This is a genomic window from Clostridium sp. JS66, from assembly GCF_033561535.1.
GTDB classification, from domain to species: domain Bacteria; phylum Bacillota; class Clostridia; order Clostridiales; family Clostridiaceae; genus Clostridium_AM; species Clostridium_AM carboxidivorans.
The window spans coordinates 2188057-2204339 of the sequence record NZ_CP131467.1; the positions used below are offsets into that span (position 1 = coordinate 2188057).

Genomic DNA, 16283 nt, shown 5'->3' on the forward strand with positions numbered 1-16283 from the left:
CAATACAACTCTAAAGGAATGAAAACTAAAAAAATAAGAAATTATTAAGATTTCCATCAGTTTTTTTTAAGAAATTAAGCCCATAATTGTAAATGTTAGTTAGGAAAAATTTTATTTACAATGGGGGATTAAAATATGAAAAGTAAATTTAAAAAAGTTTTAATAGCTATAAGTATATTTATTATGATAGTTTCTATAACATATAATGTACTTTTAATATTAAAAGTCAACAATCAGAACTGGAATATTGCTTTTGCAAATGCAAATTCAAGGGATACTTATTTTACAATACACAATGTAAAACAAGCTCAAAGTATAAGTAAAGGAAAAGGAATTAAAGTAGGAATTTTAGATCATTGTTTTGGGTATGAACAGCACAAAGATTTGTACAGTGGTGCTGTTGATTTTATAAATAGTCCTTATGCTCTAAACAAATCCAATGAACACGGCTATTGGATGGCTAATACTTTAAAAGAAATTGCTCCAGAATGCCAAGTATATGCGTTAAATACTGCAGCTAGCATGAATGAAGACAAAAGAGTTACTGCTATGATAGAGGCAATCGATTGGGCAATAAAAAACCACATTGACATTTTAACCTATTCTCAAAGTCCTATATCAGATAAAAATCGTAAAAGGTTTGATGAGGCTGTAAATAAGGCTGTAAAAAATAATATTATAACTACTTTTATTCATTATGATAATCCTAATAATATTTGGCCAGGACAAATGGTTGATCTTAAGCATATGGAAAAAGGAAAGCGAGAACCAGATTTTAGCATTTTACAGTATGACTATAATACTTTGTTAGTAGATACGTATGATAAGTACAAAAAATCAAAAAGGAATGCTGCTGATGGTAATGATATTCCATATTACTCAGTTTCATCCACTTCACCGGTTACAGCAGGCTTTATAGCTATATTAAAAAGTATAAACAATAAACTTACACCAGATGAATATAGACAAATTTTGAAAAAAACAGCATATAAAACTACCTTTACAGATCCATTTACATTAAAAAAAGTGGAATGTTCAAATGTTGTAGATATAGGAAAAGCTGCTGCATATATTAAGGAAAATTATTAAAACTTTAGACTATGTTTTAATCACATATATCTATTTTTGTGGAAATAATTTATCTTTATAATAGGCTTCGGCCTGATAAACTACAGCTAAAGGATTATGGCATAAAACTCTATCTTTTACTGCAAAAACTGTTACTGGTGCTTCTGAATATTTTATGAATAAAGAATCATGTCCAACACACAGACCTAAAACAATGTTAAGGTCTGTTTTTGTTTCATTTAAAAATACTGCCTGGCCAATTGGATTACACATAGCTACTTTTGCATTATTTATACCAATTAACTCTTTAGAAATATGGCCGTTTTTACAAATAACAGAACTTACTTCAAAGCCATTATAAGAAAGTATTTTGCTTACTATTTTGCTTTCGTTTGCTAATCCAATACAAAAGGCTAATCCTATTTTTTTATAATTGCATTTTTTTGCAAAAGCAATAGTCTCTTCTAATCTTGTCTTTTCACCATAACTTTCACTTACGATTAATGCTGAAGCTTGGGCAATTTTGTAGTTTTCTTCATCCTTATATAATGTTTTTATAGCATTCATTTTTTTACTTATACATGGGCAATTTTTAGGTGCAGCATTTAATTTATCACTGCTGCAGGAATGTACAGAACATATGGCACAATTATACATAATAATCTTCTCCTTTATTTTGATTTTATTCTTTAAAAAATAGTAATTGTTATAAAATGTGGCAGCATCTATAATATAATAGTAATTTGTCATATTTAAAAGGGACAGATTTTACTAATTGAGGGGTACAGAAGGAGATGGGATCAATGTTTTCATTTACTCCACTTTTGGATAATACAATAAATAAACCAATATATTATCAACTATATGAATGTATAAAGAAAGAGATTATCTATGGAAATATTAAAGGTGATGAAAAATTACCATCACTAAGAAATTTATCAAAGAATCTTCAATTGAGTAAAAATACTATTGAAGCTGCTTATGATCAACTTTATGCTGAAGGATATATTAAAAGAATTCCTAAAGTTGGTTATATAGTTGAAAATATAGATTCTGATTTATTAAAGGCATCACATATTTCTAATTATATAAATTTTAAGAATGAAGATACTGAAAATATAAAAAAATTAAAATATGATTTAGCACCACAATATATGGATAAAGACTGCTATACCATAAAAACGTGGAAAAATATAATTAATTTAGTTATAAATGATGAATTTGAAAGTCTTCTAAGTTATGGTGATTTACAAGGAGAGTATGAGCTGCGTTTTGAAATTGCAAAATATATATATGAGAATAGAGGTGTGAGGTGTAATCCTAATCAAATTGTGGTAGGTGCAGGCACACAGTATTGTTTGAATTTGATTTGTCAAATTCTTAGAGAAAATTTTGATAGTATTGGTATGGAAGAACCAGGAAGCAACTATATACGATATGTTTTTGAAAGAAATCAATTTAATATTAAACCTATTGATGTAAATGAGAATGGATTAGATGTAAGGAAACTTGAAAATAGTAGATGCCAAATTACATTTGTAACTCCATCTCATCAATTTCCCAAAGGTGTAATCATGTCTGTTAAAAATAGGCTTCAACTTTTAAATTGGGCGAAAAACAATGATGGAATTATTATAGAAGATGACTATGATAGCGAAATGAGATTTTCAAATAAACCCATTCCTGCATTAAAAAGTTTAGATAACTTTGATAGAGTAATATATTTAGGTACATTTTCTAAAATTTTTATTCCAAGTATTCGTATAAGTTTCATGGTACTACCCAATTGGCTGTTAGATTTATATTTGGATAAATACAAAATGAATGGTCAAACAACTTCCAAGCTGGAACAAATTGCATTAGCACGTTTTATGAATAAGGGCTATTTGCAGAGTCATATTAGAAAAGCGAGAAGACATTATGAAAAAAAATATAAGATTATTACTAAGGCAATCCGTACCTTTATGGGAGATAAGGTTAATTTAATAAGTAGTAATACTGGTATGAGAGTTATCTTAGAACTTGAAACAAGTCACAGAGAAGAAGAAATTGTTAACGCTGCCAAGAATGCTGGCATAAAAATCACACCAATTTCTAAGTACTACATAGATAAAAATAATTATGATGGAAATGGAAAGGTTAGAGTGTTGATTTCGTATAAGGGAATATCTATAGAAGATATAGAACCTGTCATTAAGGTATTAAATGATATTTGGTTTGATCATAATTAAATAGTAAGCTCAAGTAAACCTTTAGCACTTTAAATTCATTAAAACATAAAGAATTTAGTTAAAGAGTAGGTTTAGCCTACTCTCAGGCTGTTGATAAACATATTTTGTCAGCAGCTCTTTTAATTTTTTGCCCGATAGGGATTTTTTTGATTCAAAAAGGATTTTCTGTATAAATGTCGAATATATAATATAGATAAAATTAACCCGATAGGGTTTTTACGGAGGTAATATATGCTTACAAATAATTCAGAAAAACAAAATGAATTAGAATTAGTTTATATAGAAAATTTAGTTCCCAAAAACCATATCCTTAGAAAAATAGATAAATATATTGATTTTTCTTTTATAAGAGAACTAATAAAAGATTTATATTGTCACAATAATGGTAGGCCATCAGTAGATCCAGTAGTCTTATTTAAAATGCTTTTTATTGGATATCTATTTGGTATACGTTCAGAACGTCAGCTTGTTAAAGATATTGAAGTTAATGTAGCTTATAGATGGTTTTTGGGATATAATCTTACAGATAAAATTCCAAGTCATTCAACTATAAGTCAAAATAGAATAGCAAGATTTAAAGATACCAATATATATCAAAAGATATTTGATAATATTGTACTTCAAGCTATAAATAAAAAATTAGTAGATGGTAAAATTTTATACACAGATTCAACTCACTTAAAAGCTAACGCTAATAAAAATAAGTTTACTAAAGAAATAATTACTCAGTCAACTAAAGGATATCTTGAACAACTGGAAAAAGATATTGATAAAGATAGAATAGAACATGGAAAAAAACCTTTAAAAAAAAAGAAAAAATAGCTGAAACTAAAGAAATAAAAGTAAGCACTACAGATCCTGAAAGTGGATACATGGTTAGAGAAGGTAAACCCAAAGGTTTCTTCTATTTGGATCATAGAACAGTAGATGGCAAATACAATATAATAACTGATGTCTACGTAACTCCAGGAAATATTAATGATGTAGATCCTTATATTGATAGATTAAAAACACAAATAGAAAAGTTTAATTTTCACACAAAATATGTAGTTGCTGATGCTGGTTATTCAACTAATCCAATTTGTAAAAAACTTTCTGAGAAAAGTTATAAGGCCGTTTTAGGCTTTAGACTAGGACCGCACGTTAAAGGCAAATTTACAAAATATAGATTTCAGTATGTTAAAGATTTAGATGGTTATGTTTGTGAAAATAAGTACCTATTAAAATATAAAACAACCAATAGACAAGGCTATAAAGAATATGTTAGTAATTCAGATAATTGTACAAACTGTAAATATAGAGATAAATGTTTAACTTCAGATAAAGCAAGCTTTAGAACTATTAGACGCCATGTTTGGGAGGACTATAAAGAAGAAGTTTTTAAGTTTACCAAGACAGAAAAAGGAAAAAGTATATATAATAGACGAAAAGAAAAAATTGAGCGTAGCTTTGCAGATTCAAAAAATCTTCATGGTCTACGCTATGCTCGTTTGCGTGGAATCAAAAAAGTTTCTGAACAATGCCTACTTACGGCAGCAGTTCAGAATATGAAAAAGATAGCCAGAGTGCTATCGCACATTTTTTTGATTTTACGAAACAACTATTTACAAATATTTGAAGATGTTGATATTTTCTATAAATACTACCGCATAAATTAGAATCGATAATTTTACCCAGCACTTTTAAAAGTGCTGGGTTCTTGAACAATCTGAAGGTAAATAAATTACCTTCTTTTTCTGTTTTAGTTAATTTGTTCATATCATATTGGAAGATTTGCCTGTAAATTTGAATATTATGAAAGTGTTGTGACATAAATAAGGACACAAAGAATAATACAATAAAATTACTAATGTAAATACTCATAAATAAGTAACATTATCTAATGAAACAAAATTTAATTTAGGAGAGAAGATAGATATTGATGTAATAATGTTTATGTCAGGTAGTTACTAGAAAAAATGGAGGGCTATATTTGAAGGAAAGATTTTATGTGTATAATCATTTTAGAATAAATTATAAGCTATATAAAGAACAAGATAAGATATATGCTGAAGTTTATAGGGAACCTGGTAATATCTGTGTAGAATGTATTAAGTTTTATGGGGATACATATAAAAAAGCAGAAATAAATCTAAGAGAATGGTTTAAGCAGCAAACTGAAGATATACATAAGATATTAAAAAAAGGACATGAAATTGAACCGTGTTATGAAGATGTACTTTATTCTATTAGGGAAAAAAATATAGGATATCACATTACATCGATTAAAAACAGAAAAAGTATTCTGAAGAATGGCCTTATTCCTAATAAAGATATGGATTTAGAAGTTTATAATGCAAGTGTAATATTGGATAAACTAAATAATCATCATAGTGATATATCTAAAGCGAATTCAGTATACCTGCATCCTCAATTGGGTAATTGGATTGGTGAAGAGCAAGATGAAGAATTAGGGCATAGAAACGTGGATGTTTATGCAGTTATTATAGATGATCTTAGTAAGTGTATTATGGGTTCATTGGGGCTAAGTGGATTTTGTATGATGTATGATATAGAATTAGAAAAAAACATTAAAAGAGCCAAACATTATGGTAAATTATATTGGAATAATTGCTGCACAATTGATGAGTATAGAGAGTATTCTAAAAGAATTAAGCGAATGGATAAGTCTTGGGGAATAGATGAAATCTTAGTCAATTCATGTATACCACCTAAGTATATAAAGTTAATTGGAACATTTGATAGTGGGGGAGAATTTATTGAAACACAATGCTTTAAGAAATTCTTAAAAAAAGAGTTTAAAGATACTTACAAGGAAATATTAAAGTATTATTAGGAAATTAGAAAAAGTTTAAATATATTTATGATATAATTACTTCTAAAAAGACTTGTTAAGCTTATATTTTAATGTAAAATTCAAAGAAAATCATAAAGAAATGAAAATAAATAGTACTTAAGTTCTAGGAAGGTGGCTTCTTAATGGAAAGAATAGTTTATTTTGAACCTCTGTTTACAAAAAGAAGAGAAAAACTAGTTGAAAGTTGTGTAAAGCTTCAAAGACAAGGAAAAAACTTCATTTACCTTCTTCCTTCAAGAGAGGCGATAAAAGATGTAAGGTATTCTATAATTGATAGAAACTGCGGAATGATTAACTCTACTGTAATAATGTTTGACGAACTTGAAAGAATGCTTGTGGAAGGTGTAATAAGTAATGATAGGGTTATTCATGAGGACTTTGAAGCTGTAATTATAGCAAGAATATTTAAAGAAAATAAGGATAAGCTCCTTTATTATAAAAAAGTGTTTAATAAGCATGGATTTATTGAAGAAACTAGAACCTTTATCAAAGTGTTAAAAAGACAAAATATATCCTCAGAAGAATTTATTAAGAGAATAAGCAACTTAAATGACTTGGAGGATTCTATTCTTAAAATTAAGCTTCAGGATTTAAGTTTAATATATAAAGAATATACGGATATGCTTAAAAAGTATAGCGTATATGATGTTAATGACATATCGCTAAAAGCAGTAGAAGTAGTGAGAGAAGGAGAAGGGGAAAAAGTATTTCACAAGATAGATAACATAATTATAGATGGATTTATAAGTATAGATGAAGTAGATATGAAGCTTATTGAGAAGATATGTGAGAAAAGCAATGTAAATTTATATGTAAACATTTCTTTTAAAAATGCCTTAACTAAGGGTATGTTGAAAGAGAAAATAGCTAATAGATTTGCTAATATGGGCTTTACTATAGAGGAATCCTTAGAAGAAGTTTATGAGATAAGCAAAGATATAAAATGCTTATGTGAAAACCTCTACGCTGGGAAAACAGTGGAGAAGGCTGAAGCTGTAACAATTAACAGTTATCCTTCTATTTCAGTGGAGGTAAGGGAAACAGCTAGAGATATAAAAAGACTTCTTTTGCAAGAAGAAGCAGAAAATATAGCAGTGTTTGTAAACAATAAGGATGAGTATATACCTCATCTGATCAGCATTTTTAGGGAGTTTAAAATTCCAATTGAGGTAGTAGATAATATGGCTATTTCTGCAGCTCAATTAGTTAGAAATACTATAAATGAAGTGTTTTTTGAAGAAGAAAATAAAACTGTAGGGCAGTGGATTGATTGTATCTGTGAAAATCTTCAGGATTACAGTTTAGAGATATCTGAGTTAAAGAAAAAAGTTTTAGAAGAGTCTTTACCTATACAGGATATGATAGTTTTAAAGGGATATTTAGGCTTTGAAAGTTTTCTTGAAGGTTTGAAGACTAGTTTTAAGCTATGCGGAATGTTACAGGATCTAATGCCAAAAGAGGATATAAAGGAGCTTATAAGAAGTTCTGGTGAAAATACTCCTATGACCATAGAAAATACTAAAGCAGCAGGGGTAAAAATATTAAATACAGATTTGGCTAGAGGCACTTTCTATAATCACGTATACATATTAGGATTAAACGAAGGAGAAATGCCAGCAGTATCACAAAGCAGAGGTATACTAAATGAGCAGGATATAAATAGTTTGATTAATCTTGGTATTAGCTATAAGGATTATGAATTAGATCTTTTAAAGGAAAAAATAAGATTTAATTTTACTTTAAGCACAGCTAGAAAGGCTGTTACTCTATCTTTTAGAACTTCTGATGAGAAGGGTGGTTTTTCTATACCATCTTCCTTTATTCAAGAGGTGAAGTTTTTAACTGGAATAAACTACAGTAGAGCTTTTACTATGAGAGATAGATTTGAACTGAAGTTTAGTGATGTAATGTCTGAATATGAGCTAAAAGTAGTACTTCTTAAAAGTTTATTTGATAAATACTACAATGATGGAAAAGAAATATCCTATGAGGAGAAGCTTAATATAATAAAAGCCTATGAGAAAGATGTGGAAAATTATATCTATAAAGGCTTTGTTGAATATCATAAAAATAAGGAAATAAGCTTTAATAATTATGAAGGTATACTGGGAGAAAAGTTTGGTAGATTTTCAGAGAAGAATAAATTAAGTATATCAGCTATTAAGGAATATTTAGATTGTCCTTATTCTTTTATGGCAAATAGGATATTCAATTTATCCTATGTTGAGGAGCCAGAGGATGAGTATAATAGCATGGAAATAGGGAATCTTTATCATGCTGTACTTTATTCATACTATGATGGTTTATCAAATTATGAAGAGCTAGACGAAGAAAGAGTACAGGAGCTGCTTGATATAGAAATTAAGAAGATGAGAAATATTGATCAGGAGCCAGAGCAGTATGAGGAATTTTATAAGGGTGTTCATGAAAATCTGACGGAATTTATTAAGCTTGATTTAAAGAGATTGAAGGACTATGAAAAGAAAAGCAAAGGAAAGCTTTTAAGACCTGCTATACTGGAAAAGCTGTTTAAAAATACAGATTTGTTTTCAATGGCAGTAGTCAGCAAGATTGATAGGGTAGATTTAGAGTATGAATTAAAGGAAGGAGAATACATACCTACTGGTAGGTTTGTGATTTATGATTATAAAAAGAAAAATATACCTAAATTTGATAGTATTTTATCCATAAAAGACTGTCAACTTACTATATATTATCTTATTATTTTAGAAGAGTTAAAAAACATACCACAATTAAGGGATAAGACGTTGGAGTGTATGGCTTTATTGTATTTGAGTATAGAAGATAGAGGTAAAATTAAGTTAAATTATGAAGGAATTTATTTAGAAGAATATATGAAAAACTTAGGAATATCAAAGAAGTCACCTTTTGATAAAGAAAGCTTTTATGTTTTTATAAATTACGTAAAATCTACAATAGAAGAAACTATGGCAAAAATTAAAGCAGGTAAGTTTAACTATACTTTAGAATGCAGTGCAGTTTTGAATTCCTATGCTAATATCAGTTGTGAATTTAAAGAAATGTGCAGATACAATAAGTCTAAAGTAGTGAATATAGGCTTGAAAAATCAAGAATAAATTATAGATTTACAAGGAGTTTCAGAAATTAAATAGGTGGTGGTTTTATGGAGTTTAATCGTGAACAAAATGAGGCTTTGAATATAGATAAGAATATAGCACTTTCTGCTGGTGCTGGATCAGGTAAAACAAGAGTTTTAACAGAGAGATTCTTGAGGTTATTAGAAAGTGGAATAGATGTATCGCAAATTGTAGCCATAACCTTTACAGAAAAAGCTGCACTAGAAATGAAGAATAGAATAAGAGAGCAAATTATTTTGAGAGTTGAAAAGGGTGAAAAAACAGTAGACTGGCAGAAGGCTTTAGATAAGCTTGAAAAGGCTAATATAAGCACAATACACAGCTTTTGCAGTAATATAGTGAAGGAAAATGCAGCATTTCTAGGAATGGATTTTAATTTTAAAATTATAAATGATATTGACAGTAAGGAGTTTTTAAAGGATACAGCGGCTCAAGTATTAAATATTTATTTTTCTAATGAGAAATATAGTGCAAAATTTGAAATCTTGAATAATATATTTGAAAATAAATATAAAGAGGAAAGATTTATAGAAGAAATTTTAAAAATAAGAGTAGATATATTAGAGAAGGGTTTGAACTTTCAAGAGGTTATTGAAAGGACAGAAGCAGCTTCTATAGAGGATTTTATATTAAAAATTATCTATGAAATAAATGAAATCTATAGGGAATATAAGTTAAAAAGAGATATGCTAGACTACACAGATCTTCAAACCATGGCTTCAGAACTCCTAGAAATGGCAGAGTTAAGAGAAGCTTATAAGAAGAGATATATTAGAATAATGGTAGATGAATTTCAGGATACTAATGATCTTCAAAAGAGCATAATTTATAGCCTTACAAAGGACAGAGAAGAAAAAATAATAGATAAAAGACTTTTTATAGTTGGAGATAAAAAGCAAGCTATTTATGGTTTTAGGGGCACAGACAACAGAGTATTTAAAGAGGTATCTGAGGAGATGGGTATTGACGCCCAGAAGTCTATGAATATATGCTACAGAAGTGAAAAGGAAATAATATACGGTATAAATGATATATTTAAAAATTTAATTAATGGATATGAGGAATTAAAGCCTAAGGAAGAAAAGCCTGGTGAAGAAAAAAGAATAATGATAGTCAGGTATAATGAAGGCGAAAATAAGGCGTCAAATACAGGTCTAAAGTTACTAAAAGAAAAACTAAAGCATAAGGTAGAAAATACTATAGACTTAAGTGAATTTGAAGCTGCTTTAGAGCAATTAAAAGAAAATGATTATAAATATACTAGCTCTAAGTCATCAGATACAATTGTAAAAGCAATAAGGCTTTTATTAGATAAGGGGTTAGGTTTTAAGGATATAACTATACTTCTTAGAAAAAGAACTTTATTAGGTGATTTGGAAGAAAAGCTGGAGGAATACAACATACCTTACTGTATTATTGGAGGAACTGGCTTTTATGAAAAGGAAGAGGTTAAGGATGTTTTAGCTTTATATAAGTTTGCTATTAATAGTAGGGAAAGTATTAATGAAAATGGTAATATAATTGAGGCTTACTCTATTCTAAAAAGCCCTGTTTTTCAAGTGCCTGATGATGTACTTTTTAGATTAAGAATAAATGAGTTGAAGGAAGAAAAAGATTTTATTCAAGCTATAGGTGAAACTGTAATAGAGTTAAAAGAAGAGTTCATAGATAGAGAGGATAACTATGCTGCAAAGGAAGATATAAGGAAGCTGGAAGTAGCTTTAAGTATCCTTGAAAAACTTTTAGACATAGGAAAAAAGCTTTCAGCAACGGAAATTTTAAAAGGTATTATAAAGGAGTGTAACATAAAAGAAAATGTTATTCTTCAGAAAAGTGGAATGCAGAAGTTTAGAAATATAGAAAAGCTGCTAAAGGTTTCAGAGGAATTTGACAAGGAATATTTATTTACGCCACAGGAGTTTTTAGGTTACATAGAAAAACTTAATAATCTTGGAGCAGATGATAGCGAAGCTGCTTTGGATACTGAAAATTCAGAGGCAGTAAAGATTATGACAATACATGGTTCAAAGGGTCTTGAGTTTAAAGGTGTTATAATTCCGGCAATAGATAAAAATGCAGTTTCAAGAAGTATGAGTGACTTAAAGGAAACACATATGCTTATAGATGAGAATAAGTTCTTATTAAAATTTAATGAGGATAATAGTGAAAGTGAAGAATTTAAGCAAGCTATAGCTAGAAAGATGGAAGAAGTTATAGATGAAGAAATAAGAATACTTTATGTTGCTATGACAAGAGCAGAAAAATACATAGTACTTACAGGTAAAGAAGAAGAGGTTAAATTTACTGGTAATAAGCTTGAGGATCTTAATAGCTATGGAAAAATGATAGGATATGCTTTAAGTATGAAAGCTGAAAAGAATGGATTTGTAGAGTATATTCAAGAGGAGAATTTACCTCAAATGGAGCATGCTGAAGATTCTAAGGAATTAGAAAGCTTTGATAGAAAAGAAATAAGAGAAAGAATATACTATACTCAAAATATTAAACCAAGGCGCTATAATAGTGCTTCAAAATATATGAAATACTCCAAGAATCCAAAGCTGTACTATATGGAAAATGTATTAAGAATAAAATTTGAAGACTATGAGCAATTGCCTGATGTAAAGAAGGAAGAAAAAGAACAGAAGAATACTCTAGCAGCAGATGTAAGAGGAACTGCAGTCCATAGTATAATTGAATTTATTAATGAAAATAAGGAAGAGAATTATGAAGAATATCTAGATAGTATTTGCGATAATATTAAGGCAGAAAATAAGAAGAATATTAAAGCAGAATTTGTAAGATATATAGATAACTATTTTTCTATAGAGGCAGGTATTGATAGTCTAGGAAACAAAATAGATATTCAAAATGAAGCTCAGTATCTTTTCTCGCCACTTGAAGATAAAAAAATGATGCTTTGGGGATTCATTGATAGGGTAGAAGTATTTGAGAAAAACGAAAGATATACGGCAGTAATTACAGATTATAAAACAAATAAGATTAGAAGTGAGGAGAGTATGCATGAAATTGCAGAGTTTTATGCACCTCAGCTTTTATTATATGGAGCTGCTGTTGAAAAGCTACTTTATGTGAAGGGTAGGAATGTAGATGAGATTATACTGCAGTTGTACTTTTTGGATTGTGGTAAAAGGGTTGAGATTGAGTTTGATAGGGAAAAGGTTGGAGAATTGCTTTATAGTATGGATGAGATGGAGTTATAGGTAAGGAGAAAATAAAATGTGGTTGGTTGAGAATCAATTTTTAGTTGTTACAAATATAGATTTAGAAAGTGAAACAATATACTACAAGGGTGATAATGAGGTGCAAGCTTATAAGAGATATAAAGAAGTGCAGCATCCTAATAAGCAGATAGTAAGAGCTAATGTGAAAATGTGTAAGGTGCAGGGATATGATTTTATACATAGTTTTGAGGTCATAGAAAGATTGGTATAATGAAATGAATAAGGATTCCTGCTTTGTATTTCTAGAAGGTAATTTTGCATCGAAATAAAATTTTAATAGAAATTGCTAAAAATTTGATAGATGTACTTTCAATAGAGATGGTATCAAAAAAAACTGGGCTAAGTATTGATGAAGTTAAAAAATTAAAGGAAGATATAAGTAATAATTAGTAACAAAAGTTGGAAGTGAAACAAACTTTGTTGATAGAGCAGTAGAAGAAATTATAAAGTTAAAGAGAAGGTGCAAGAACAAAATTGTTTTTGTACCTTTTTTTACCAAGTTTAGATATAATGTCTTTTATGTATTTAAATTTTACTTTTACATATACCCTCTCTACCCAATGATGTCTACATGTCCATGAAAATCCTTTCTTATTACCCTTACTACTATAATTATTAACTAAGAAATTTATAAAAGTATCAGAAGAATATAAAAAAAGATAAAAGAATTATCAGATGAAACGCTAGAAATAATAGGACTAGAAATATTTGATATGAAAGATATTAAAGAGCTTGAGAAATATTTCTAAAAATATAAGATAAGATATAAAAATTAGGACATATTAAAAAGGTTTGATATTAATAAATAATAGCAAGCTTTTGTAATAAACCCTGGAGGTTGTTAACAAATTGTTTTGCTATTAGAATGTAGATATTTTAAAAATAACTCATAAAAATAGACCATACTATATCTATAAGTATTGGAGGGATATAATATGGTCTATTCATGTGTTAGAAAAGAAGATTTAAAAGCTATAGATTTATCGTATAATAATAAGATAACGCTGGAAGATTATGATGAGATGACATCTGCAATAGAAAATATAAATTCATATTTTTTAAATATGTACACAAAATTAGATGAAAATAAAATTTTAGAATTGATAAAAAAATTGAAAATGAAAAAGTTCAGTAAAATGTGGCTAATTTAGCCATATTTTTTAGTTTAAAGAGGCTATATTTCTATGGCAAATGCATCAGCATTAACAAAAGAAATTTGATGGAGTTTCTGAGGATTGAGATACAATTTGCCAATAAATTGCTTTGCTAATATTAAATGTAATTTGATTAAATAATTTTACAAATATCCCTTGCATTGAAAGTAATTTCCTGTATAATAGTATTATCATATATGCGAACATATTATTTTATTTAGAAGGGGATTAGAATGAATAATATATTAGGTTTTGGAAAATTTATTGCAGATAAAAGAAAATCACTTGGAATAACTTTAAGAGGAATGGCTGCTGAGCTAGGAATTGCACCCTCATATCTTAGTGATATTGAAAAAGGCAGAAGGTATCCACCAGATATGGATAAGCTAATGCTAATAGTTAAAATTTTAAAATTAACTGAGGATGAAAAACATAAAATGTTTGATTTAGCAGGAGAAGGCAAAAATACAATATCACCTGATCTTATAGAGTATATTATGTCCTTTGCTAAAGTTAGGTTAGCAATTAGAAAAGCCAGAGAATTGGCCACAGATGAAGATTGGGATGAATTTGTTAAAAAGCTAAATGACAAAGAAGGCAAAATTTAATGGACATCAACATTTTAAGAAAAAAATATATCATGCCTCTAAAAATTCTAAAAGAGCATTCTTGTTCAATATAAGTATTTTTTTATATTTAGTATAAACCCATTGATATTTAGAGAATTTATTTAAAGTTCTACTTACAGTAATTCTACTTACACCTACAGATTTTCCAATATCTTCATGAGTACAATTAATGGGGTAATTTGTATATCTATTTATCCTTAACAGATATTGAGCTATTCTTTTTTCTGCTGATAAGAATGAAATATTATCAATTTCATTTGATAACATTCTAACCTTTTGAGATAAAAGCTCTATGAAATTTAGAGCAAGAAAAGGTTCTTTTTGAAAGTACGACATAATATCAGTTTTATTAATGGTGATAATTTCTGAATCGGAAAGAGTTTTAGCTGATGACATTCTTGGAAAACCATCAAAAAAAGAAGCTTCTCCAAAAATTTCACCATTTTTATAAATTGTTAAGATTTTTTCTAAACCATCTGAGGAATTTGCAAAAACTTGAACTATTCCTTCTTTTAAGTAGTAAAAATTATCAGCAATTTCTCCTTGCTGATAGATTAATTGATTATTTTTAAATATTCGTGCAGGTTTTGTTTTAAAAATTTCAAACAATTTAGTGGGCATATCTATTTTGTGGTCTAAAAATAAAATCCCTTTATCCAAGAAAAACACCTCCGTTGAAATAATGTTTTTCTAATTGTATCATAGTTTACATTCTTCATTAAAGTTTTATGTAATAATATAATAAAAAAATTTATGGAGGTAACAAATTATGAAATGGAATAGTAATCTATATGATAATAAACATTCTTTTGTAGCGGAATATGGTAAATCTATGATTGATTTAGTGAATGTGGGGAAGGACCAAAAAATTTTGGATTTAGGTTGTGGTACTGGAATACTGACAAATGAGTTGGCAAAAGAAGGGGCAACTGTTATTGGAATAGATTCATCAACAGATATGGTTAAAAAGGCAAAATTAAATTACCCAAACTTAAATTTTCAAGTGGCAGATGCAACAAATTTAGATTTTGAAAATTATTTTGATACTGTTTTTTCTAATGCAGTTTTTCATTGGATTCCAAATCAAGAAAAATTATTGAATTCTATTTATAATTCATTAAAAGACAATGGAAAATTGATTTGTGAATTTGGAGCAAAAAATAATGTTTATAAAATTCAAACTGCATTTGAAATAGCACTAAAGCAACATGGATATTCTTATTGTTCAGAATTTTTCTTTCCTTCAAAAGAGGAATATAAAATATTATTAGAAGAAGCTGGTTTTGAAATAGAAGATATAATTGAATATGATAGACCAACGCCGCTTGCTGATGGTGAAAAAGGATTACGTAATTGGAGTTGTCAATTTTTTGCAAACCATATATCAAATGTTTCATATAAAGAAAGGGAACAAATCTTATTTGAAACAGAAAAAATTTGCAAAGATAGTTTATGGAAAGAGAACCAATGGATAGCTGATTATAGGCGTATTAAAATTATTGCAGTAAAAAATAAAGAGATATTCCAATCTATGAAAAATGGAGGGAATAGATAATGATAATTTCTGAATGTAAACAAGAAAATTATTGTACAGAAATTTCAAATGGTAATTCAGTTATTTTTTCTGATGTAACAGGAGAAAAAGGAGGAAAAGGACAATATTTAAGACCACATGATTTGCTATGTGCGGGATTTGCCTCATGTATTAATATTACTACAAGAATGTTATTAGAACGTAAAAATATAAAATATGAGAAGGTAATTGTTAAAGTAGATTTAGATAGAAGTGATGAGAATAAAACAAAATTTCTTTATGATATTGATATTTTGGGTGATATTTCTAATGATACAAAGAAACTCATAATTAGTATGGTTAGAAATTGTCCCGTAAAAAAAACTTTATCCAAGGAAATAGAATTTCAAAGTATTAATTTAGTGTAAATTAATTGGTTATTTACAACTATAAAGGGTTTAATTTAA

15 protein-coding genes are annotated in these 16283 nt (G+C 28.3%); 13 read left to right on the forward strand and 2 right to left on the reverse strand.

Translation table 11 applies throughout. The features are described from left to right. Positions 1 to 135 precede the first annotated feature (135 nt). Positions 136 to 1089 (forward strand): S8 family serine peptidase, encoded by a 954-nt coding sequence (locus Q6H37_RS10285; protein ID WP_318741601.1) that lies wholly within the window; start codon positions 136 to 138, stop codon positions 1087 to 1089. A gap of 30 nt (positions 1090 to 1119) precedes the next feature. Here the strand turns inward: Q6H37_RS10285 and Q6H37_RS10290 are convergent, their stop codons facing one another. Next, on the reverse strand, positions 1120 to 1725 hold the full coding sequence (locus Q6H37_RS10290) for a DUF1847 domain-containing protein (RefSeq protein WP_318741603.1): 606 nt from the start codon (positions 1723 to 1725) through the stop codon (positions 1120 to 1122). A gap of 146 nt (positions 1726 to 1871) precedes the next feature. On the opposite strand from Q6H37_RS10290, the gene Q6H37_RS10295 reads away from it, so the two are divergent. The 10 genes from Q6H37_RS10295 (at position 1872) to Q6H37_RS10335 (ending at position 14282) form a co-directional block, all read left to right on the forward strand. Further along, positions 1872 to 3299, forward strand: coding sequence for a PLP-dependent aminotransferase family protein (locus tag Q6H37_RS10295; protein WP_318741604.1), 1428 nt, complete (start codon positions 1872 to 1874; stop codon positions 3297 to 3299). A gap of 231 nt (positions 3300 to 3530) precedes the next feature. Beyond that, positions 3531 to 4957, forward strand: a protein-coding gene (locus Q6H37_RS10300) for an IS1182 family transposase (protein WP_412523864.1) whose coding sequence is annotated in 2 segments (ribosomal slippage) — positions 3531 to 4119 and positions 4119 to 4957 — 1428 coding nt in all. Because the reading frame shifts where the segments join, the coding sequence is not laid out codon by codon here. Between the two features lie 314 nt (positions 4958 to 5271). Next, positions 5272 to 6135: a hypothetical protein gene (locus Q6H37_RS10305; protein WP_318741606.1), complete on the forward strand. Its 864-nt coding sequence runs from the start codon at positions 5272 to 5274 to the stop codon at positions 6133 to 6135. A 143-nt stretch (positions 6136 to 6278) separates the two neighbouring features. After that, positions 6279 to 9254, forward strand: a complete 2976-nt coding sequence (locus tag Q6H37_RS10310) for a PD-(D/E)XK nuclease family protein (protein ID WP_318741608.1) — start codon at positions 6279 to 6281, stop codon at positions 9252 to 9254. 47 nt (positions 9255 to 9301) lie between these two features. Further along, positions 9302 to 12499 (forward strand): UvrD-helicase domain-containing protein, encoded by a 3198-nt coding sequence (locus Q6H37_RS10315; RefSeq protein WP_318741610.1) that lies wholly within the window; start codon positions 9302 to 9304, stop codon positions 12497 to 12499. 16 nt (positions 12500 to 12515) lie between these two features. Further along, a complete protein-coding gene (locus Q6H37_RS10320; RefSeq protein ID WP_318741612.1) occupies positions 12516 to 12731 on the forward strand; it encodes a hypothetical protein in 216 nt (71 codons plus the stop codon). Between the two features lie 44 nt (positions 12732 to 12775). Beyond that, positions 12776 to 12910 (forward strand): hypothetical protein, encoded by a 135-nt coding sequence (locus Q6H37_RS10325; protein ID WP_318741614.1) that lies wholly within the window; start codon positions 12776 to 12778, stop codon positions 12908 to 12910. Between the two features lie 302 nt (positions 12911 to 13212). Next, positions 13213 to 13269 (forward strand): hypothetical protein, encoded by a 57-nt coding sequence (locus tag Q6H37_RS29560; protein ID WP_412523940.1) that lies wholly within the window; start codon positions 13213 to 13215, stop codon positions 13267 to 13269. Between the two features lie 186 nt (positions 13270 to 13455). After that, the gene (locus Q6H37_RS10330; RefSeq protein WP_318741616.1) at positions 13456 to 13671 is read left to right on the forward strand and encodes a hypothetical protein; all 216 of its coding nucleotides are present in this window, start codon (positions 13456 to 13458) and stop codon (positions 13669 to 13671) included. Between the two features lie 236 nt (positions 13672 to 13907). Beyond that, positions 13908 to 14282 (forward strand): helix-turn-helix domain-containing protein, encoded by a 375-nt coding sequence (locus tag Q6H37_RS10335; protein ID WP_318741617.1) that lies wholly within the window; start codon positions 13908 to 13910, stop codon positions 14280 to 14282. 30 nt (positions 14283 to 14312) lie between these two features. Here Q6H37_RS10335 and Q6H37_RS10340 read toward each other — a convergent pair whose 3' ends face one another. After that, complete coding sequence (locus tag Q6H37_RS10340; protein ID WP_318741619.1) at positions 14313 to 14963, reverse strand: Crp/Fnr family transcriptional regulator; 651 nt, start codon at positions 14961 to 14963, stop codon at positions 14313 to 14315. A gap of 109 nt (positions 14964 to 15072) precedes the next feature. On the opposite strand from Q6H37_RS10340, the gene Q6H37_RS10345 reads away from it, so the two are divergent. Both Q6H37_RS10345 and Q6H37_RS10350 read left to right on the forward strand, forming a co-directional pair. Then, the gene (locus Q6H37_RS10345; RefSeq protein WP_318741621.1) at positions 15073 to 15858 is read left to right on the forward strand and encodes a class I SAM-dependent methyltransferase; all 786 of its coding nucleotides are present in this window, start codon (positions 15073 to 15075) and stop codon (positions 15856 to 15858) included. After that, positions 15858 to 16244, forward strand: a complete 387-nt coding sequence (locus Q6H37_RS10350; RefSeq protein WP_318741623.1) for an OsmC family protein — start codon at positions 15858 to 15860, stop codon at positions 16242 to 16244. The genes Q6H37_RS10345 and Q6H37_RS10350 overlap by 1 nt, the downstream gene beginning before the upstream one ends. The last annotated feature ends 39 nt before the right edge of the window (positions 16245 to 16283 follow it).